The sequence below is a fragment of the Nocardioides sp. T5 genome (assembly GCF_048161455.1).
Taxonomy (GTDB): domain Bacteria; phylum Actinomycetota; class Actinomycetes; order Propionibacteriales; family Nocardioidaceae; genus Nocardioides.
In genome coordinates this window covers 1,606,898-1,623,249 of record NZ_CP182415.1, presented here as the reverse complement: position 1 = coordinate 1,623,249, position 16,352 = coordinate 1,606,898, and the positions used below count along the sequence as shown (strand labels likewise).

Annotated in this window: 19 protein-coding genes; 7 read left to right on the top strand and 12 right to left on the bottom strand. The window is 71.7% G+C overall.

Features of this window, described 5'->3' with window-relative positions:
* Positions 1-21 precede the first annotated feature (21 nt).
* The 3 genes from ACNKF0_RS07950 to ACNKF0_RS07940 are packed head-to-tail and all read left to right on the top strand — an operon-like array spanning position 22 to position 1,086.
* Positions 22-429, top strand: a complete 408-nt coding sequence (locus tag ACNKF0_RS07950) for a phage holin family protein (protein WP_416957273.1) — start codon at positions 22-24, stop codon at positions 427-429.
* Positions 422-712, top strand: coding sequence for a DUF3618 domain-containing protein (locus tag ACNKF0_RS07945; protein ID WP_416957271.1), 291 nt, complete (start codon positions 422-424; stop codon positions 710-712). Before ACNKF0_RS07950 ends, ACNKF0_RS07945 begins: the two co-directional genes overlap by 8 nt.
* Before the next feature lie 47 nt (positions 713-759).
* The gene (locus ACNKF0_RS07940) at positions 760-1,086 is read left to right on the top strand and encodes a YtxH domain-containing protein (RefSeq protein WP_299927381.1); all 327 of its coding nucleotides are present in this window, start codon (positions 760-762) and stop codon (positions 1,084-1,086) included.
* 56 nt (positions 1,087-1,142) lie between these two features.
* On the opposite strand, the gene ACNKF0_RS07935 is transcribed toward ACNKF0_RS07940, so the two are convergent.
* The 6 genes from ACNKF0_RS07935 to ACNKF0_RS07910 all read right to left on the bottom strand — a co-directional run bounded on the left by ACNKF0_RS07935 (position 1,143) and on the right by ACNKF0_RS07910 (position 7,272).
* Positions 1,143-2,411, bottom strand: a complete 1,269-nt coding sequence (locus tag ACNKF0_RS07935) for a deoxyguanosinetriphosphate triphosphohydrolase (RefSeq protein ID WP_416957269.1) — start codon at positions 2,409-2,411, stop codon at positions 1,143-1,145.
* 58 nt (positions 2,412-2,469) lie between these two features.
* A complete protein-coding gene (locus tag ACNKF0_RS07930) occupies positions 2,470-3,315 on the bottom strand; it encodes a hypothetical protein (protein WP_416957267.1) in 846 nt (281 codons plus the stop codon).
* A 316-nt stretch (positions 3,316-3,631) separates the two neighbouring features.
* Positions 3,632-4,771, bottom strand: coding sequence for a tRNA dihydrouridine synthase DusB (gene dusB / locus ACNKF0_RS07925; protein WP_416957265.1), 1,140 nt, complete (start codon positions 4,769-4,771; stop codon positions 3,632-3,634).
* 37 nt (positions 4,772-4,808) lie between these two features.
* The gene (locus tag ACNKF0_RS07920) at positions 4,809-5,441 is read right to left on the bottom strand and encodes a hypothetical protein (RefSeq protein WP_416957263.1); all 633 of its coding nucleotides are present in this window, start codon (positions 5,439-5,441) and stop codon (positions 4,809-4,811) included.
* 25 nt (positions 5,442-5,466) lie between these two features.
* Entirely contained in the window at positions 5,467-6,867 is a 1,401-nt protein-coding gene (locus ACNKF0_RS07915) for a glycine--tRNA ligase (RefSeq protein WP_299927396.1), read from the bottom strand.
* Between the two features lie 63 nt (positions 6,868-6,930).
* Complete coding sequence (locus ACNKF0_RS07910) at positions 6,931-7,272, bottom strand: antibiotic biosynthesis monooxygenase family protein (RefSeq protein WP_416957260.1); 342 nt, start codon at positions 7,270-7,272, stop codon at positions 6,931-6,933.
* 59 nt (positions 7,273-7,331) lie between these two features.
* Between ACNKF0_RS07910 and ACNKF0_RS07905 the strand changes: the two genes are divergently transcribed.
* Genes ACNKF0_RS07905 through ACNKF0_RS07890 form a run of 4 tightly spaced genes read left to right on the top strand, consistent with a single transcriptional unit; the run spans position 7,332 to position 10,480 of the window.
* Positions 7,332-8,279 (top strand): metal ABC transporter substrate-binding protein, encoded by a 948-nt coding sequence (locus ACNKF0_RS07905; protein WP_416957258.1) that lies wholly within the window; start codon positions 7,332-7,334, stop codon positions 8,277-8,279.
* Positions 8,276-9,085 carry a metal ABC transporter ATP-binding protein gene (locus tag ACNKF0_RS07900; protein WP_416957256.1) on the top strand — a complete coding sequence of 270 codons (810 nt, stop codon included), beginning with the start codon at positions 8,276-8,278 and terminating at the stop codon, positions 9,083-9,085. The genes ACNKF0_RS07905 and ACNKF0_RS07900 overlap by 4 nt, the downstream gene beginning before the upstream one ends.
* A 5-nt stretch (positions 9,086-9,090) precedes the next feature.
* Positions 9,091-10,086, top strand: a complete 996-nt coding sequence (locus ACNKF0_RS07895; RefSeq protein WP_416958451.1) for a metal ABC transporter permease — start codon at positions 9,091-9,093, stop codon at positions 10,084-10,086.
* On the top strand, positions 10,073-10,480 hold the full coding sequence (locus ACNKF0_RS07890; RefSeq protein WP_416957254.1) for a Fur family transcriptional regulator: 408 nt from the start codon (positions 10,073-10,075) through the stop codon (positions 10,478-10,480). The genes ACNKF0_RS07895 and ACNKF0_RS07890 overlap by 14 nt, the downstream gene beginning before the upstream one ends.
* A gap of 2 nt (positions 10,481-10,482) precedes the next feature.
* On the opposite strand, the gene ACNKF0_RS07885 is transcribed toward ACNKF0_RS07890, so the two are convergent.
* The 6 genes from ACNKF0_RS07885 to ACNKF0_RS07860 all read right to left on the bottom strand — a co-directional run bounded on the left by ACNKF0_RS07885 (position 10,483) and on the right by ACNKF0_RS07860 (position 16,342).
* Entirely contained in the window at positions 10,483-11,274 is a 792-nt protein-coding gene (locus ACNKF0_RS07885) for an isoprenyl transferase (protein WP_299927410.1), read from the bottom strand.
* Positions 11,275-11,326: 52 nt separating this feature from the next.
* A complete protein-coding gene (locus tag ACNKF0_RS07880; RefSeq protein WP_416957252.1) occupies positions 11,327-11,668 on the bottom strand; it encodes a hypothetical protein in 342 nt (113 codons plus the stop codon).
* A 341-nt stretch (positions 11,669-12,009) separates the two neighbouring features.
* Positions 12,010-12,738 (bottom strand): DNA repair protein RecO, encoded by a 729-nt coding sequence (gene recO / locus ACNKF0_RS07875; RefSeq protein ID WP_416957249.1) that lies wholly within the window; start codon positions 12,736-12,738, stop codon positions 12,010-12,012.
* A gap of 54 nt (positions 12,739-12,792) precedes the next feature.
* Positions 12,793-13,659 carry an alpha/beta fold hydrolase gene (locus ACNKF0_RS07870; RefSeq protein WP_416957247.1) on the bottom strand — a complete coding sequence of 289 codons (867 nt, stop codon included), beginning with the start codon at positions 13,657-13,659 and terminating at the stop codon, positions 12,793-12,795.
* Positions 13,660-13,684: 25 nt separating this feature from the next.
* Positions 13,685-15,412 carry a 2-isopropylmalate synthase gene (leuA, locus tag ACNKF0_RS07865; RefSeq protein WP_416957245.1) on the bottom strand — a complete coding sequence of 576 codons (1,728 nt, stop codon included), beginning with the start codon at positions 15,410-15,412 and terminating at the stop codon, positions 13,685-13,687.
* A 171-nt stretch (positions 15,413-15,583) separates the two neighbouring features.
* Positions 15,584-16,342, bottom strand: coding sequence for a class I SAM-dependent methyltransferase (locus ACNKF0_RS07860; RefSeq protein WP_416957243.1), 759 nt, complete (start codon positions 16,340-16,342; stop codon positions 15,584-15,586).
* Between the last annotated feature and the right edge of the window lie 10 nt (positions 16,343-16,352).

Below are 16,352 nucleotides of genomic sequence, written 5' to 3'. Positions count from 1 at the left end.
CGGGTCTGGGAAGGTCGAAACATGACTGCTCAGCACGGCGCGCCAGAGAGTCAGACCCTCGGCGCACTCGTCCACCAGCTCACCCAGCAGGTCCCCGACCTGATCCGCTCGGAGATGCGCCTCGCGCAGGCGGAGGTCGCCGAGAAGGGCAAGCGCGCAGGAGTCGGGGTCGGCATGTTCAGCGTCGCCGGCCTGCTCGCCTTCTTCGCGTTCGGCTCGCTGGTGGCCACCGCCATCCTCGCCCTCTCGCTCGTCGTCGACGCCTGGCTGGCCGCCCTCATGGTGGCGCTCGTCCTGCTCGCCGGCGCTGCCGTGGCCGGTCTCGTCGGCCGGAACAAGGTGGCCGAGGCCGGCTCTCCGGCTCCGGAGCGGGCCATCGAGGGCCTCAAGGAGGACCTCGCCACCGTGAAGGGAGACCACCATGGATGACCGCACGCCCGGCACCGCCCCGGACGGGGCGGCCAGGGAGCCGAAGACCCCCAAGCAGCTCGAGGCGGAGATCGCCCGGCAGCGCGAGCAGCTGGCCGGCACGGTCGACCAGCTCGCCGCCAAGCTCGACGTGAAGTCGCAGGCCCAGCAGAAGGTGGCCTCGCTCAAGGACGCCGCCACGACCGACGACGGCAAGCCGCGCACCGAGGTGCTCGCCGCCGCCGGCTCGCTCGTCGCGATGGCCGTGGTGCTGCTGCTGTGGCGGCGCCGCGGCAACGGATGAGCCGACCGCTCATCCGCACCGAAGTCAGAACAGGGAAGGGAGACCCCATGAAGAAGCTCATGCTGCTCGTCGCCGGAGGTGTCGGCTACGTGCTCGGCACCCGTGCCGGACGGGAGCGCTACGAACAGATCAAGAAGGCGGCCACCCGCGTCAAGGAGGACCCTCGGGTCCAGGAGAAGGCGCACCAGGCGGCCGACCTCGCCAAGGACAAGGCCCCGGTGGTGAAGGACAAGGTGGCCTCGGCCGCCAGCACGGCCGCCGACAAGGTGACCCCGTCGGGCAACGGTGACCACCGCTCCGACCTCGAGGAGCAGCTGCACCCCGACAGCACCGCCCGGCAGGACGACCCCTACCCCCAGGGCAACCTGCCGTAGGTCGTCACCTGCACGCCTCGTCGACGGGGTCCGCGCCTTCGGGCCGGGCCCCGTCGTCACGCCAGCGCAGCGTGGCGCGCGACGGCGCTGGCGTCGGTCAGTGACGCGACCTGGTCGATGACCACCCGCCGCCGGCCGGCGTCGTCGCCTGCGAGCTCCCAGTCCTCCACGAAGACCGGGTCGAGGGCGTCGACCCCGCGCGCCCACAGCCCCTCGACGAGCTCGGCGACGAGCTGGCGCTGTCGCTCCATCAGGGCGACCCGGTCGTCGGCCTGCATGACGTAGTGGGCGGCGATCCCCTTGAGCACCCCGATCTCGACCTCGGTCGCACCCGGTACGACGAGGTCGGCGCGGTGCCGCACCGGCGGCTCCCCCGCCGTCGCGGCGAACGTCGCCTGCTGCACGCTGCCGCAGAAGCGGCCGATGAGGTCGCTGGTGAGGTTCTTGATCGCGGCGAGGCTGCGCCGGCTGCCGTCGTACGACGACCGGGGCCAGCTGCCCACGGCCCGCAGGTCGGCCAGCGCGAAGTCGAGCGCGTCGTCGTCGACCCCGGGCAGGTACCAGGCGCGCACGGTCTCCCACAGGGCGTCGCGGTCGAGCCGGGTCAGGTCGAGACGTCCGGCGACGATGCCGTCCTCGACGTCGTGCACCGAGTAGGCGACGTCGTCGGCCAGGTCCATGACCTGGGCCTCGAGGCAGCGCCGGCGGCCCTCGACCCCGGCCCGCACCCAGTCGAAGACGGGTCGGTCGTCGTCGTAGACGCCGAACTTCACGACCACCCGTGGGGTGCCGTCGGCGTGCACGCCGTGCGGGCCGGTGGCCTCTGCGCGCGCCCAGGGGTACTTCGTGCAGGCGTCGAGGGTCGCGCGGGTCAGGTTGAGCCCGACCGATCGACCCTCGGCGTCGAAGGTCTTCGACTCGAGCCGGGTGAGCAGGCGCAGGGTCTGCGCGTTGCCCTCGAAGCCGCCGCAGTCGAGGCTGAGCCCAGCGAGCACCCGCTCGCCGTTGTGGCCGAACGGCGGGTGCCCGAGGTCGTGCGCCAGCGCCGCGGTCTCGGCGATGTCGGGGTGCGTGCCGATCGCGCGGGCCAGGTCGCGGGCGACCTGGGCCACCTCGAGGCTGTGGGTGAGGCGGTTGCGGACGAAGTCGTCGGTCTGCGGACCGACGACCTGGGTCTTGGCCGCGAGCCGGCGCGACGCCGCCGCGTGGACGACGCGCGCCCGGTCGCGCTCGAACGCCAGGCGCACCGGCGCCTCCACCCGCTTGGGCGGCTCGGCGACGATGCGCTCGCGCGCCGAGTCGTCGTACGGGTCCTCGATGCTCATCGGCCGGTCAGCCTAGCGAGCGCCTCGGACGCCGACGACGCCCCGGTCGCCACGCGCGTCAGTACACCGTGACGTGGACGTGGTCGTAGTGGTTGGCGGTGACCGACCCGCGGTCGGACATGCCGCGCCAGCCCTCGCCGGAGCGCTCCACGGACCACATCTGCTGGGAGTAGATGATGTACTCGATGCCGAGCGCGGAGTAGTTGGCGCGCAGGAACTCGGCGACCGCCCAGCCGGTGTCGCCGCTGACCATGATGTCGATGGCGCGGCCCTGGCCGTGCTCGCCGTCGCTGCGCCACGTGCCGTAGCTGGTGATGGAGGGCCAGTTGGCGCACACCGCGTCGTGGATCTCGTAGAGCGAGGCGCGACCGGCGTCGATGGCGGAGCCGTTGACGCACACGCCGCCCAGGCTCGGGCCTGCAGGCTTCGCCTCGACCGCGGCCTTGGCCTCGACCTTGGGCTCGGGCTTCGGCTTCTTGGCGCTGAGGTAGTCGGAGGTGACCCAGCGGGACTGGCCGTCGATGACGACCTGGGTGCGGCCGAGCTGCTCGCGACCGGTGACGGACACCTTCTTCAGGGCGTCGATGACGCCGAGCTTCTTGGCCTTGTCCGACGGACCGTCCCAGAGGTTGAGCAGGTCGGTGGTCCACACGGTGTCGTCCAGCTTCTTGGCGAGCTGGCGGGCCTTCTTGTCCACGCTGATGTCCTTGCGCGCGGCGGCCTCCGCCTTCGCGGCGGTGCGGATCTGCGAGCGGGACACGGTGGTGGTCTCGGTGCGCCGGCGCAGCGTGGCGTCGTCGACCGTGCTGTCGGCGGACGTGCCGGCGACCGGCTGCGAGGTGCCGGACGAGGCCAGCAGGTTGTCGTGGGTCGCCGGCTCTGCGGCGAGGACGCCCATGGTCACCGCTGACAGCGTCGCCACGACGGCGAGCGGTGCGGAGACGAGGACGGAACGGGGGATCCGAGACGGACGGGGGGTGGTAGCAGGGGCTTCCCGCTTGTGGCGATGCTGAGCCACAGCGCTGATCCTTTGCGGTTGCTGTCGGGGGACGTTGCGCCGAACCACGAGCCCGGAAACGGGGGAAGAACTCGTACCCACGTCGACGCGATCCACGAGTGAAGCACAGGATTCTCGGCCTGTCCCAATCTCCCCCGGTAAATTTCGGCGTGTTCCGGCTCACCCGGCCGCGGATCCATGCGTACGACGCGCGGCGCGCCGCTCAGCCGCCCGTGGTCTCGTCGACGTCCTCGCGCAGGTGTGCGCCCCGGCCGTCCGTGTCGTCGAGCCACCCGTCGGGGAGCGCGACCTTCTTGCGCGGGGCGCCCTGGCGCCCGCGCGGGGTGCCGAGCTCGCGCTCGGGGAAGGGCGCGTCGTCGTCGAGCCCGGCCAGGAGCTCGTCGAGGGAGGCCAGGGAGTCGACGAGGGCCAGCTGGTGGCGCAGCTCGCCACCCGCCGGGAAGCCCTTGAGGTACCAGGTGATGTGCTTGCGGAACTCCTTGCAGCCGCGCTCCTCGCCCATGTGCTCGGAGAGCAGCTCGGCGTGGCGGCGCATCATGGCCTTCACCTCGCCGAGGGTCGGCAGCGTGGCGACGTCCTCGCCGTGGAAGGCCGCGGCCAGGTCGCGGAAGAGCCACGGCCGACCGAGGCAGCCGCGACCGACGACCACACCGGCGGCGCCGGTCTGCGCGACCATGCGCAGCGCGTCGGACGCCTCCCAGATGTCGCCGTTGCCGAGGACGGGGATGTCGACGTGGTCGACGAGGGCCGCGATGGCGTCCCAGTCGGCCTCGCCCGAGTAGGCCTGCTGGACCGTGCGGCCGTGCAGGGCGATCGCGGCGACGCCGCTCTCCTGGGCGATGCGGCCGGCGTCGAGGTACGTCAGGTGGTCGTCGTCGAGGCCCTTGCGGGTCTTCATCGTCACCGGGACGTCGTACGGCGCCGCGGCAGCGACCGCGTGCTCGAGGACCTCGCCGAGGAGCCCCCGCTTCCACGGGAGGGCTCCCCCGCCGCCCTTGCGCGTCACCTTGGGCACCGGGCAGCCGAAGTTGAGGTCGACGTGGGCGACGCCGTGGTCGGCGCAGAGGATCTCGACCGCCTTGCCGATGTAGACGGGGTCGGTGCCGTAGAGCTGCACGGAGCGCACCGACTCCAGCTCGTCGAAGACGAGCATCTTCTTCGTGGTCTCGTCGCCCTCGACGAGGCCGCGGCTGGTGATCATCTCGCAGACGTAGAGGCCCGCACCCTGCTCGGCGCAGAGGCGGCGGTAGGCGGCGTTGGTGATGCCGGCCATCGGCGCGAGGACGACCGGGGTGTCGACGCGCAGCGAGCCCAGGGTGAGGGAGTCGGGCACGACGGTCATGGCTCCATTGTCGAGCCCCCGGGAGAGCCGGCCCAAATCACCGTCCGGGGCGCTGGCGGACCCTGGGCGGGCCCGACACGTCGCCGGCCCAGGAGATGGGGTCGTAGCCCTCGGTGGGCTCGAAGACCATGTCCTCGACGCGAGCACCGTCCGGCGCGAGGTAGACCAGGCACATCTCCGCGCTCGCTCCGGCTGCGAACGGCTCCGGCAGCGGTCCGCTCTGGCAGGGCGTGAAGTCGCCACCCACGGTCCAGGGTGCCCCCAGTCTCCCCCGGTCGTCGCGGAGGTAGAGCGGGACGGCCTGTCCGGCGAGGTCGGTCCCGCCGACGTTGGTCACCGCCACGCTGACGAAGTAGGGACGGGCTTCCTGCATCGAGTCGCCGAGCGCCCAACCGTCGAAGACGGATGCCCGCCGCTCCTGCACGGTCTCCACCGTCAGGTCGAGCGCGCCGGTGAGGTCACCGGCGGGCTTCCAGACGAGCGTGGCTGCGTCACCGTGCTCCAGGGCGGTCCCGGGCTCGGTGGCGCTCACCCCGTCGGGCTCCTCCGCCGCAGCCGGCGCCGGGCGCGCTGGCGCCGGACGTGGCTCCGCGTCACCGCCGCCGCAGGCCGTCAGCGACGCAACCAGGACCGTCGCGAGGCCCGTCGCGAGCACCACTGAGCGCAGCATGGCGCCATGGTGGCACGCCGCGGCGTCAGCAGCCGAGCAGCTTCTGGGCGAAGTAGGCGCTGATGCCGTCGAGGCCGACCCGCTCCTGGTGCATCGTGTCGCGCTCGCGCACGGTGACCGCGTCGTCGTCGAGCGTCTCGAAGTCGACGGTGACGCAGAACGGCGTACCGATCTCGTCCTGGCGGCGGTAGCGGCGACCGATGGCGCCGGAGTCGTCGAAGTCGACGTTCCAGTTCTCCCGCAGCTCGGCGGCAAGGGCCTTGGCCTTGGGCGACAGGTCGGCGTTGCGGCTCAGCGGCAGCACCGCGACCTTGACGGGCGCGAGGCGCGGGTCGAGCTTGAGCACGACGCGCTTGTCGACGCCGCCCTTGGTGTTGGGCGCCTCGTCCTCGGTGTAGGCGTCGATGAGGAACGCCATCAGCGAGCGGGTGAGGCCGGCTGCGGGCTCGATGACGTAGGGCAGGTAGCGCTCGTCGGCGGCCTGGTCGTAGAAGGACAGGTCCTTGCCGGAGAACTCGCTGTGCTGCTTGAGGTCGAAGTCGGTGCGGTTGGCGACGCCCTCGAGCTCCTCGAAGTCACGGCCGGAGAACCCGAAGCGGTACTCGATGTCGGTCGTGCCCTTGGAGTAGTGGGACAGCTTCTCCTGCGGGTGCTCGTAGTGGCGCAGGTTGTCGGGGTTGATGCCGAGGTCGACGTACCAGCGGGTGCGCTCCTCGATCCAGTAGCGGAACCACTCCTCGTCCTCGCCCGGCTTGACGAAGAACTCCATCTCCATCTGCTCGAACTCGCGGGTGCGGAAGATGAAGTTGCCGGGCGTGATCTCGTTGCGGAAGCTCTTGCCCATCTGGGCGATGCCGAAGGGCGGCTTCTGGCGGCTCGAGGTCACCACGTTGGCGAAGTTGAGGAAGATGCCCTGCGCGGTCTCGGGCCGGAGGTAGTGCAGGCCGGACTCGTCCTCGATCACGCCGAGGTAGGTCTTGAGCATCATGTTGAAGTTGCGCGGCTCGGTCCACGCGTTGCGCGTGCCGCAGTTGGGGCACGCGACCGACTCGTTGATGTCGACCGTGTCGGGGTCGTCGATGCCCTTCTTGGCGGCGTGGTCCTCCTGGAGGTGGTCCTCGCGGAACCGCTTGTGGCACGACTGGCACTCGACAAGCGGGTCGCTGAAGGTGCTCAGGTGGCCCGAGGCCTCCCACGTGCGGGTGGGGAGGATGATGCTCGAGTCGAGCCCGACCACGTCGTCGCGGCGGGTGACCATGAACTTCCACCACTGGCGCTTGATGTTCTCCTTGAGCTCGACCCCGAGCGGGCCGTAGTCCCACGCCGAGCGCGTGCCGCCGTAGATGTCACCGCTGGGGTAGACGAAACCTCGGCGCTTGGCGAGGGAGACGACGTTGTCCAGGGCGGTCGGAGCGGGCTTGGGCACGGTGCGGGTCCTCAGGTGTGGGCAGGTCGGGCCGGCTGGCTGCCGGCTCGCGCGAACGAGCGCTCAGCCTAGCGATCGGGGCTGGGGCTCGTTGAGGTCGGTCCCCTCCTCGACCACCTCGTAGGCACTGGGCTCGTCGAGCGCGTGGACCATCAGCGGCTGGATGTGCATCTTGCCCTCGTACGACCCCAGCGCGCGTCGGTAGGAGCCGACGTTCTGCCAGCGCGTGGTGAGCACCCACAGCGTCGGGTCGTCGACGTTGCGGCCCACGTCTCCCCCGACGTACCCGGGCTTTGCGGCGAGGATGTCGAGCGCCTGCAGCAGCCCGCGGCGCAGCTCCTCCCCGTCCGCCTCCCCGGATCCACGGTGGGGACTGGGGGCGCGGAGACGGGTCACGACGAGCACGGGCTCACCCTACCCAGCCGGTTTGACAATCGTTCTCAACCGGGGTGAGAATCGTTCTCATGTCGCCCGTCACCCGACCGATCGCCCTTGCCACCGCCCTCGCCTCGGCCGCCCTCCTTGCCGGCTGCGGCGGGTCCGACGACGCCACCGGGAATGGTCGCTCGGCCGTCGCCGCGTTCTACCCGCTGGCCTGGGTGACCGATCGGGTGGCGGGCGACGACTGGGAGGTCGCCAACCTCACCCAGCCCGGCCAGGAGCCACACGACCTGGAGCTCACCATCGCCCAGACCGCCGCGCTGGAGGAGGCCGACCTCGTCGTGCTCACGCACGGGTTCCAGCCCGCCGTCGACGCCGGGGCGGAGACGGCCGAGACCCGCGTGCTCGACGCCGCCGACGCTGTCGAGCTGTTGCCCGCCGACGCCTCGGAGCACGAGGGCGAGACCGAGGAGGAGCACGCCGAGCACGCCGAGGAGGAGCACGACCACGGCGACAGCGACCCGCACTTCTGGCTCGACCCGCTCCTGGTCGCCGACTTCGCCGACGCGGTCGCCGCCGAGCTGGGCGACGTCGACCCCGACGCCGCGCAGGCCTACGCCGACAACGCGACCGAGCTGCGCACCGAGCTCGAGGCGCTCGACCAGGAGTACACCGACGGCCTCGCCGCCTGCGAGCGCGACACGACCGTCGTCAGCCACCAGGCCTTCGCCTACCTCGAGCGCTACGGCCCGCACTTCGAGCCGATCGCCAGCCTGTCCCCCGACTCCGAGGCGACCGCGGCCGACCTGGCCCGCCTCCAGGAGCTCATCACGCAGGACGGCGTGACCACTGTCTTCTCCGAGCGGCTGGTGAGCCCGAAGATGGCCGAGACCCTCGCCGACGACCTCGACGTCGAGACCGCGGTGCTCGACCCGATCGAGGGGCTGTCGGACGACACGGCCGACGAGGACTACCTTTCCCTCATGCGAGAGAACCTCACCGCCCTCCAGCAGGCCAACGGCTGCTCGTGACCTCGCCCGACCCCCGCCTCGCACCACCCGTCGTCCTCGACCGGGTCTCCGTCGCCATCGGCGGACGGCCGATCCTGCGCGACGTCGACCTCACGGTGCGCCCGGGCGAGGTGGTGACGCTGCTCGGTCCCAACGGGTCGGGCAAGTCGACGCTGGTGCGCGCGGTCACCGGGCTCCTTCCCCACACCCGAGGGGACGTACGGCTCTTCGGGACGCCGATCGAGGCCTTCACCGACTGGCAGCGGCTCGGCTTCGTCCCCCAGCGGTCGACCGCCTCGGGCGGGGTGCCCGCGACGGTGCGCGAGGTCGTGGCGTCGGGGCGGGTCGGACGCCGACGCCTGATGCGCGCGAGCGGCGCCGCGGACCGGCGGGCGGTGGAGGCCGCGCTCGACGTCGTCGGCCTCGCCGACCGGGCGTCGTACGGCGTCTCGCAGCTGTCGGGCGGCCAGCAGCAGCGCGTCCTCATCGCGCGGGCGCTCGCGGGCGAGCCCGACCTGCTCGTCCTCGACGAGCCCACCGCCGGCGTCGACCTGCCCAACCAGCAGGCCCTCGCCGACGCCCTCGGGCGCCTCAAGGCCAGCGGGGCGACGATCGTCCTCGTCGCCCACGAGATCGGCCCGATGATGCCGCTGATCGACCGGACCGTGGTGATGCGCGACGGCCGGGTGGCCTACGACGGTCCGCCCCTCACGCAGGAGGTGGCGTCGCACACCCACCACCACGACGACCACGACGTCCCGACCCGGCACGACCACGCCCCGCACGTCGCCTCGCCGTTCGACTGGGAGCGGAGGTCCAGCCAGTGAGCTTCATCGACCTGTTCTCCCTCGGCTTCATGCAGCGCGCGCTCATCGCCGCGCTGCTGACCGGGCTGGCCGCACCGGCCATCGGCACCTTCATCGTCCAGCGACGCCTGGCCCTGCTCGGCGACGGCATCGGCCACGTCGCGGTCACCGGCGTCGCCCTCGGCCTGCTGACCGGCACCTCCCCCACCTGGACGGCGGTCGTCGTCGCGGTGCTGGGCGCCGTGCTCATGGAGCTCATCCGCGAGCGTGGGCACACCAACGGCGACGTCGCGCTCGCGCTGCTCTTCTACGGCGGCCTCGCCGGCGGTGTGCTGATCACGGGCATCGCCGGGCAGGGTGCCGCGACGCTGCAGGCCTACCTGTTCGGCTCGCTCAACAGCATCTCCTCGGCCGACGTGTGGTCGACGGCCGTGCTGGCCGTCGTGGTGCTCACGGTGACGCTCGGGCTCTCGCCGCAGCTGTTCGCCGTCGCGAGCGACCCCGACTTCGCCCGCGTGGCCGGACTCAGGGTGCGGGGCTACAACCTCCTGATCGCGGTGCTCGCCGCGGTCAGCATCACCGTGGCCATGCGCACGGTCGGCCTGCTGCTCGTCTCGGCGCTGATGGTGGTCCCGGTCGCGACCTCGCAGCAGGTCGCGCGCTCCTTCCGCACCACCCTGCTCGGAGCGATGCTGGTCGGCTGCGCGGCGTCCGTCGGCGGCCTCTTCCTCAGCGCGTGGCTGTCCTTCCGGGTGTCCGTGGCCCCCGGGCCGACGATCGTCCTGCTCGCCCTGGCGATGTTCACCGCCACCTGGCCGCTCGGGGTGTGGCTGCGGCGCCGCAGCCGCTTGATGGCGCCGTTCCCCGAGGTCAACGCGACCCCGCACCGCTCCACCGACGACCACCCGCACGACCACGGCCAGGACTGCGGCCATCCAGCGGTGCCCCACGGGGACCACGTCGACTACGTCCACGACGGCCACCGGCACGCCGTACACGGAGAGCACTATGACGAGCACTGACCCCACCTCCCGCCCGTCGGTCCGCCCCACCCGCCAGCGTCGCGCCGTCGCGGCCGCGCTCGCGGGCTTCGACGACTTCCGAAGTGCGCAGGAGATCCACGACCTCATCTCGCAGCAGGGCGAGTCGGTGGGGCTCGCCACCGTCTACCGCACGCTGGCGACGCTCGCCGAAGCCGGTGAGGTCGACATGCTGCGCAACGAGGACGGCGAGGCCATCTGGCGCAGCTGCTCCGACACGCACCACCACCACCTCGTGTGCCGCACGTGCGGGGCGACCGTGGAGGTGGAGGGGCCGGCCGTCGAGCGCTGGACGAGCGCGATCGCGTCCGAGCACGGCTATGGCGACATCAGCCACACGCTGGAGATCTTCGGGACCTGCCCGGCCTGTCGCTGACCTCAGGTCTGCTGGGGCGTCTGGTTGGGGACCGCGCCGCCGTAGCGCCGGTCGCGGCTGGCGTACGTCTCGATCGCCGACCACAGGTGCCGCCGGTCGACGTCGGGCCACAGCACGTCGGTGAACACCATCTCGCTGTAGGCCGCCTGCCACAGCATGTAGTTGGACAGCCGCTGCTCCCCCGACGTGCGCCAGACGAGGTCGGCGTCGGGCAGCTCGGGCACGTAGAGGTGGCGGGCGAAGACCTTCTCGTCGATCTTGTCCGGGTTGAGGCGGCCGGCCGCCACCTCGCGTCCGATCGCCCGGGCGGCGTCGGCGAGCTCGGCGCGGCCGCCGTAGTTGACGCACATCGTGAGGGTGAGGACGTCGTTGTCCCTGGTCAGCTCCTCGGCGACCTGCAGCTCCTTGATGACCGACTTCCAGAGGCGCGGCGCGCGGCCGGCCCAGCGCACGCGTACGCCGAGGTCGTTCATCTCGTCTCGGCGGCGGCGGATCACGTCGCGGTTGAAGCCCATCAGGAAGCGCACCTCGTCAGGTGATCGCGACCAGTTCTCCGTCGAGAAGGCGTAGGCCGAGATCGCCTTCACGCCGATCTCGATCGCGCCCTCGACCACGTCGAAGAGCGTGTGCTCGCCCTGCTCGTGGCCCTTGGTGCGCGGGAGCCCGCGCTCCTTGGCCCACCTGCCGTTGCCGTCCATGATGATCGCGACGTGCTCGGGGACGAGGTCGCGCGGCACCGGCGGCGGAGTCGCGCCGCTGGGGTGCGGGGTCGGCTGCTTCACCTGTCGCTTCACGGGGCCCAGCGTAGGCGGGACCGCGCCGGCGGTGGCCACGACAGCAGGCGACTCACTCGAAGACGAACGCCTCGAGGAGGGCGACAGCGGCGACGACCGCCGGGAACGTCACCAGCGGCAGCAGCAGCTCCGACCACCGGTGGTGCCGCAGGCCGGCGTACACAGCCATGAGCAGCGCGACGAACGACCCGGTCAGCCCGGCGAACAGCGCCACCACGACCGACGTGCCGACCCAGTTGTCGGAGACCGCGTCCTCGCCTCCGATCGCCCACGCGGCTCCGAACAGCCCGGCGCCGACCGTCAGGACGACCAGCGAGACCACCGCCAGCTGCCACGCTGCTCCCGCAGCCGCCCCGGCGCCTCGGCGCGAGTGGCTGCCGGACGTCTCATCCATGCCTCCATCCTCGCGCCGCGCGCGGGTGGGCCCCAGTGCCGAAGGTCCGCGGGCGGTGCTCCACACGTCCCGATAACCGCTGTCGCACCCCACAGGCCACCGGTGCCAGCCACCAATCAGCCCGGCGATCCTCGCCCCCGGCGTCCCCCACAGTGCGGTGGCTGTGGTCCATCAGGTGGACCACAGTCACCGCGCAGTCGTACGCACGGACGACGGAGATCGTCTCGTCAGCGCGAGGCCATGCGCATCGTGCTCCTGGGCGACCTACAAGCTCGTCCTACCCGCAATCGCTGAAGCCGTCCACGCGACCGTCTGACAGGCAGTGCGTTCCGTACGTGCGCTCACCGCTCGACGTACGCCATCGAGCGCAGGCCGCGCTCGAGGTGCCAGGCGAGGTAGGCCGAGACGAGGTTGCTGGCCTCGCGCAGGTGACGTGGCTCTGCGGCGTGGACGACGGGCCAGTCGCCGACGAGGAGGGCACCGAGCAGGAGGACCGTCTCCGAGGCGGGGGTGGCCGATCCCGGCAGCTTGTCGGAGACGCACAGGACGCCGCCCGCCGACGGGTTGAAGAAGCGGTGCGGTCCCTCGACGCCGCACTGCACGCAGTGGTCGAAGGACGGCGCGTAGCCGGCGACGGACAGCGAGCGCAGCAGGTAGGAGTCGAGGACCTGCTTGGCCGGGTGCTCGCCCCCGGCCATCGCGCGCAGGCCGCCGACGAGCAGCAGGAACTGCTGGACAGCGGGCTCCTTCTCCTCGGTGACGAGGCGTTCGGCCGTCTCGAGCATCACCGTTCCGGCGGTGTATCGGTCGTAGTCGAGACCCAGCCGGGCGTTGAACGGGTCGAGCGTCTCGGCCTGCGTGATGACGTCGAGGCTGCGGCCCTCGGCGAGCTGGAGGTCGACGTGGGTGAACGGCTCGAGGCGCGAGCCCCAGCGCGACGTCGTACGACGCACGCCCTTGGCGACCGCGCGCACGCGCCCGTGCTGACGGGTCAGCAGGGTGATGATGCGGTCGGCCTCGCCCAGCTTGTGGGTGCGGAGCACGACGGCCTCGTCGCGGTAGAGGGGCACGGCATCATTGTCCCCCACCGACCCCGCCCGGGCCTCGAACGGGCGGCCGCGGCGTCAGCGTTTCCGGGTGCGGACCGTCGACGTGGCCGGACGCTCGCGCCAGCAGTCGAGCGCGAAGTCGGCGGCGGCGGCCGTCAGGCGCTCCGGCCGGAAGCGCCACTCGAGGATCGAGGTGGCCCGTTCGAGCCGTACGTTGGGCAGCTCGGCGGCCAGCATGTCGGCGTCGACGAACGGGTGGATGGGGTCGATCGGGTGACCGACCAGGAAGACGGGTGCCTGGATCCGGCGCCGCTGGCTGCGCGAGGGGGCGAGCCGCCCGAAGATCACGCCGTGGAGCACCGAGGCGATGGACTCGGCCCGGTGGTCGACCGTGTCGAGGCCGATGCCGACCCAGAAGGGGACGAGGCCGCGGGGCACCGACCGCGAGATCCGCTGCAGCGTGTTGGCGGTGACGGGCACGTAGCGCGCGGCGAGCATGATCGGCACGAACGCGAGGATCCCGGCGACCAGGGCGTTGTTGAGGACCGGCATCTCCACGATGAGCCCCTTGACCCGCTCGGGGGCGATGACGGCCACCTCCAGCGAGACGTTGGCCCCGAGCGACGTGCCGCCGATGACTGCCTGCTCCGCGCCGAGGTGGTCGAGCAGCGCGACCACCTGCTCGCCGAAGGACGTCATCGAGTAGACCAGAGGGTCGGCGGGCTGGTCGGAGCGGCCGTGCCCGAGCAGGTCGAGGGTCACCACGTGCAGCCCCTGCGCGGCCATCGCCCGGGCGAGCGGCTGCTGCATCCGGCGCGGCATGAGCAGGCCGTGCAGCAGCACGACCCAGTCGTCGCCGGAGCCGTACTCGGTGTACTCCAGCCGGTCGCGCCCGCCGTCGGACTCGACGAAGAACTGTCCGATCCGCTCGCTGACCAGCATGATCGAAATGTAGCGCTGTTGCCTGTCAGCCGCGGTTGACCGCGCTGATGACCGCCTTGAGTGACGCGGTCACGATGTTGGCGTCGAGCCCCACGCCCCACAGGACCTTCTCGCCCACCGCGCACTCGACGTAGGCCGCTGCGATGGCGTCGCCGCCCGACGACAGGGCGTGCTCGTGGTAGTCGAGGACGCGTACGTCGTGGCCGACGGCGCCGATCGCGTCCACGAACGCGGCGATCGGGCCGTTGCCCTCACCGGTCAGCTCGCGCCGCTCGCCGTCGACGTACACCCCGACGGTGAGCTGGTCCTTCTCCCCCGCCGCGCTGGAGGTGTGGACCGAGTTGAGCTTGAGCGGGGCCTCGCGGTCGAGGTACTCCGCGCGGAACACCGACCAGATCTCCTCGGGCGTGATTTCCCCGCCGTCGGTGTCGGTGCGCTGCTGGACGACCCGGCTGAACTCGATCTGCGCGCGACGCGGCAGGTCGAGCTTGTGCTCGGACTTGAGGACGTAGGCCACACCGCCCTTGCCGGACTGGCTGTTGACGCGGATGACCGCCTCGTAGGTGCGGCCGACGTCCTTGGGGTCGATGGGCAGGTAGGGCGCCTCCCAGGGCAGCTCGCCCACGGGCACGCCGAGGGCCGCGGCCTTCTTGTCGAGGTCCTCCAGGCCCTTCTTGATCGCGTCCTGGTGGGAGCCGGAGAAGGCGGTGTAGACGAGGTCGCCCGCGTAGGGGTGGCGCGGGTGGACCGGCAGGTTGGTGCAGTACTCGACGGTGCGACGGACCTCGTCGATGTCGGAGAAGTCGACCTGCGGGTCGATGCCCTGGCTGAAGAGGTTCATGCCGAGCGTGACCAGGTCGACGTTGCCGGTGCGCTCGCCGTGGCCGAACAGGCAGCCCTCCACCCGGTCGGCGCCGGCCATCAGGCCGAGCTCGGTGGCGGCGACGGCGGTGCCGCGGTCGTTGTGCGGGTGCAGGCTGATCGCGGAGTGCTCGCGCCGGGTCAGGCCGCGGCCGAAGTACTCGATCTGGTCGGCGTAGGTGTTGGGCGTCGACATCTCGACGGTGGCGGGCAGGTTGAGGACGATCTCGCGGCCGGCCTCGGGCTGCCACACGTCGGAGACCGCCTCGCACACGCTCAGCGCGAAGTCGGTGTCGGACTGGGTGAAGATCTCCGGGCTGTACTGGTAGCCGAAGTCCCCGCTGCCGACGAGACCGCCGAGGCGCTCCTCGGCGTACTTCATCACCATCTCGGTGCCGCGCACGGCGATGTTGCGGCACTCGTCGGGGGTGACGTTGAAGACGACGCGCTGGAACAGCGGGGCGGTCGCGTTGTAGAGGTGGACGGTCGCGCGGGGAGCCCCGACCAGCGAGTCCACGGTCCGCTCGATGAGGTCCTCACGGGCCTGCGTCAGCACCGAGATCTGTACGTCGTCGGGGATGCGGTCCTCGTCGATCAGCTTGCGCACGAAGTCGAAGTCGGTCTGGCTGGCGCTGGGGAAGCCGACCTCGATCTCCTTGTAGCCCATCGAGACCAGCAGCTCGAACATCGTGAGCTTGCGGGCCGGGGTCATCGGGTCGATGAGCGCCTGGTTGCCGTCGCGCAGGTCGGTGGACAGCCAGCGCGGCGCCTTCTCGACCTTCTTCGTCGGCCAGGTGCGGTCGGGCACGTCGACGGGCACGAACGGGGTGTAGCGGGCGAACGGCATCGGGCTCGTGCCCTGCTGGTTGGCGGTGTTGCTCAGGTTGGTCATGGTGTCCTCGGTCTGCAGAAGGGGCGACCGGCACGCACCACTCTCCGCAACGAGGGGGCCGGGTCCTAGGCCTCGTTGCGGCAGCGAAGAAGGAGGCTGCGCATCATGACGAGACCACGATAACCCCGTTCCCCACGACCGCGGCCCGGGCTCCCGCGGGATGAGACGCCCTCAGGGGCGGCCGCGCGCCACGTACGCCACCGCCGACAGGTCGAACGGCCCGTCGCCGAGGCGACGGCGCAGCACCTCCTCGAGGCGACGGCGCCCGTCGGGTCCCAGCGCGGCGACCGCGTCACCGGCCGGGCCGACGCCGTGGAGGTAGGGCTCCCACCACTCCTCGAAGCTGGGGTGGGACACCGTCACCTCGACCTCGGCCGACTCCACGTCACGGAGGCCGGCGGCCTCGAGGATCTCGACGAGGCCGGTGCGTGAGCCACCCCGGAACCCCCGCTCGCCCGGGTGCTGGGGCTCGAGCTCGGCGACCGCGTCCCACAGGGGCCACATCGGCGCCCGCGACCCGGCGAGGTCCCACACGGTTGCGCCCACCCGGCCACCGGGTCGGGTGACCCGCCTCATCTCACCGACGCCCGCGACGGGGTCGGTCATGAAGTGGACGACGAGGCACGCCGCTGCCACGTCGCAGGTCGCGTCCTCGAAGGGCAGCGACTCCGCCGCGCCCTGCCGCACGTCCACGCCGGGGAAGCGCTCGCGGCACGTCTCGACGAAGGGCGCCGAGGGGTCGACCGCGCGCACGCCACCGCCGCCGAGCCGCTCGACGAGCACGCCGGTCAGGGCGCCCGGGCCGCAGCCCACGTCGATCGCCTCCTGGCCGGGTGCCACCTCGAGCCAGTCGGCGAAGCGCGCGGCCAGGGGCCGGGAGTAGCGACCCATGAAACGGTCGTAGGCGTCGCCCGCCACGTCGAACGTCACGCATCGACGG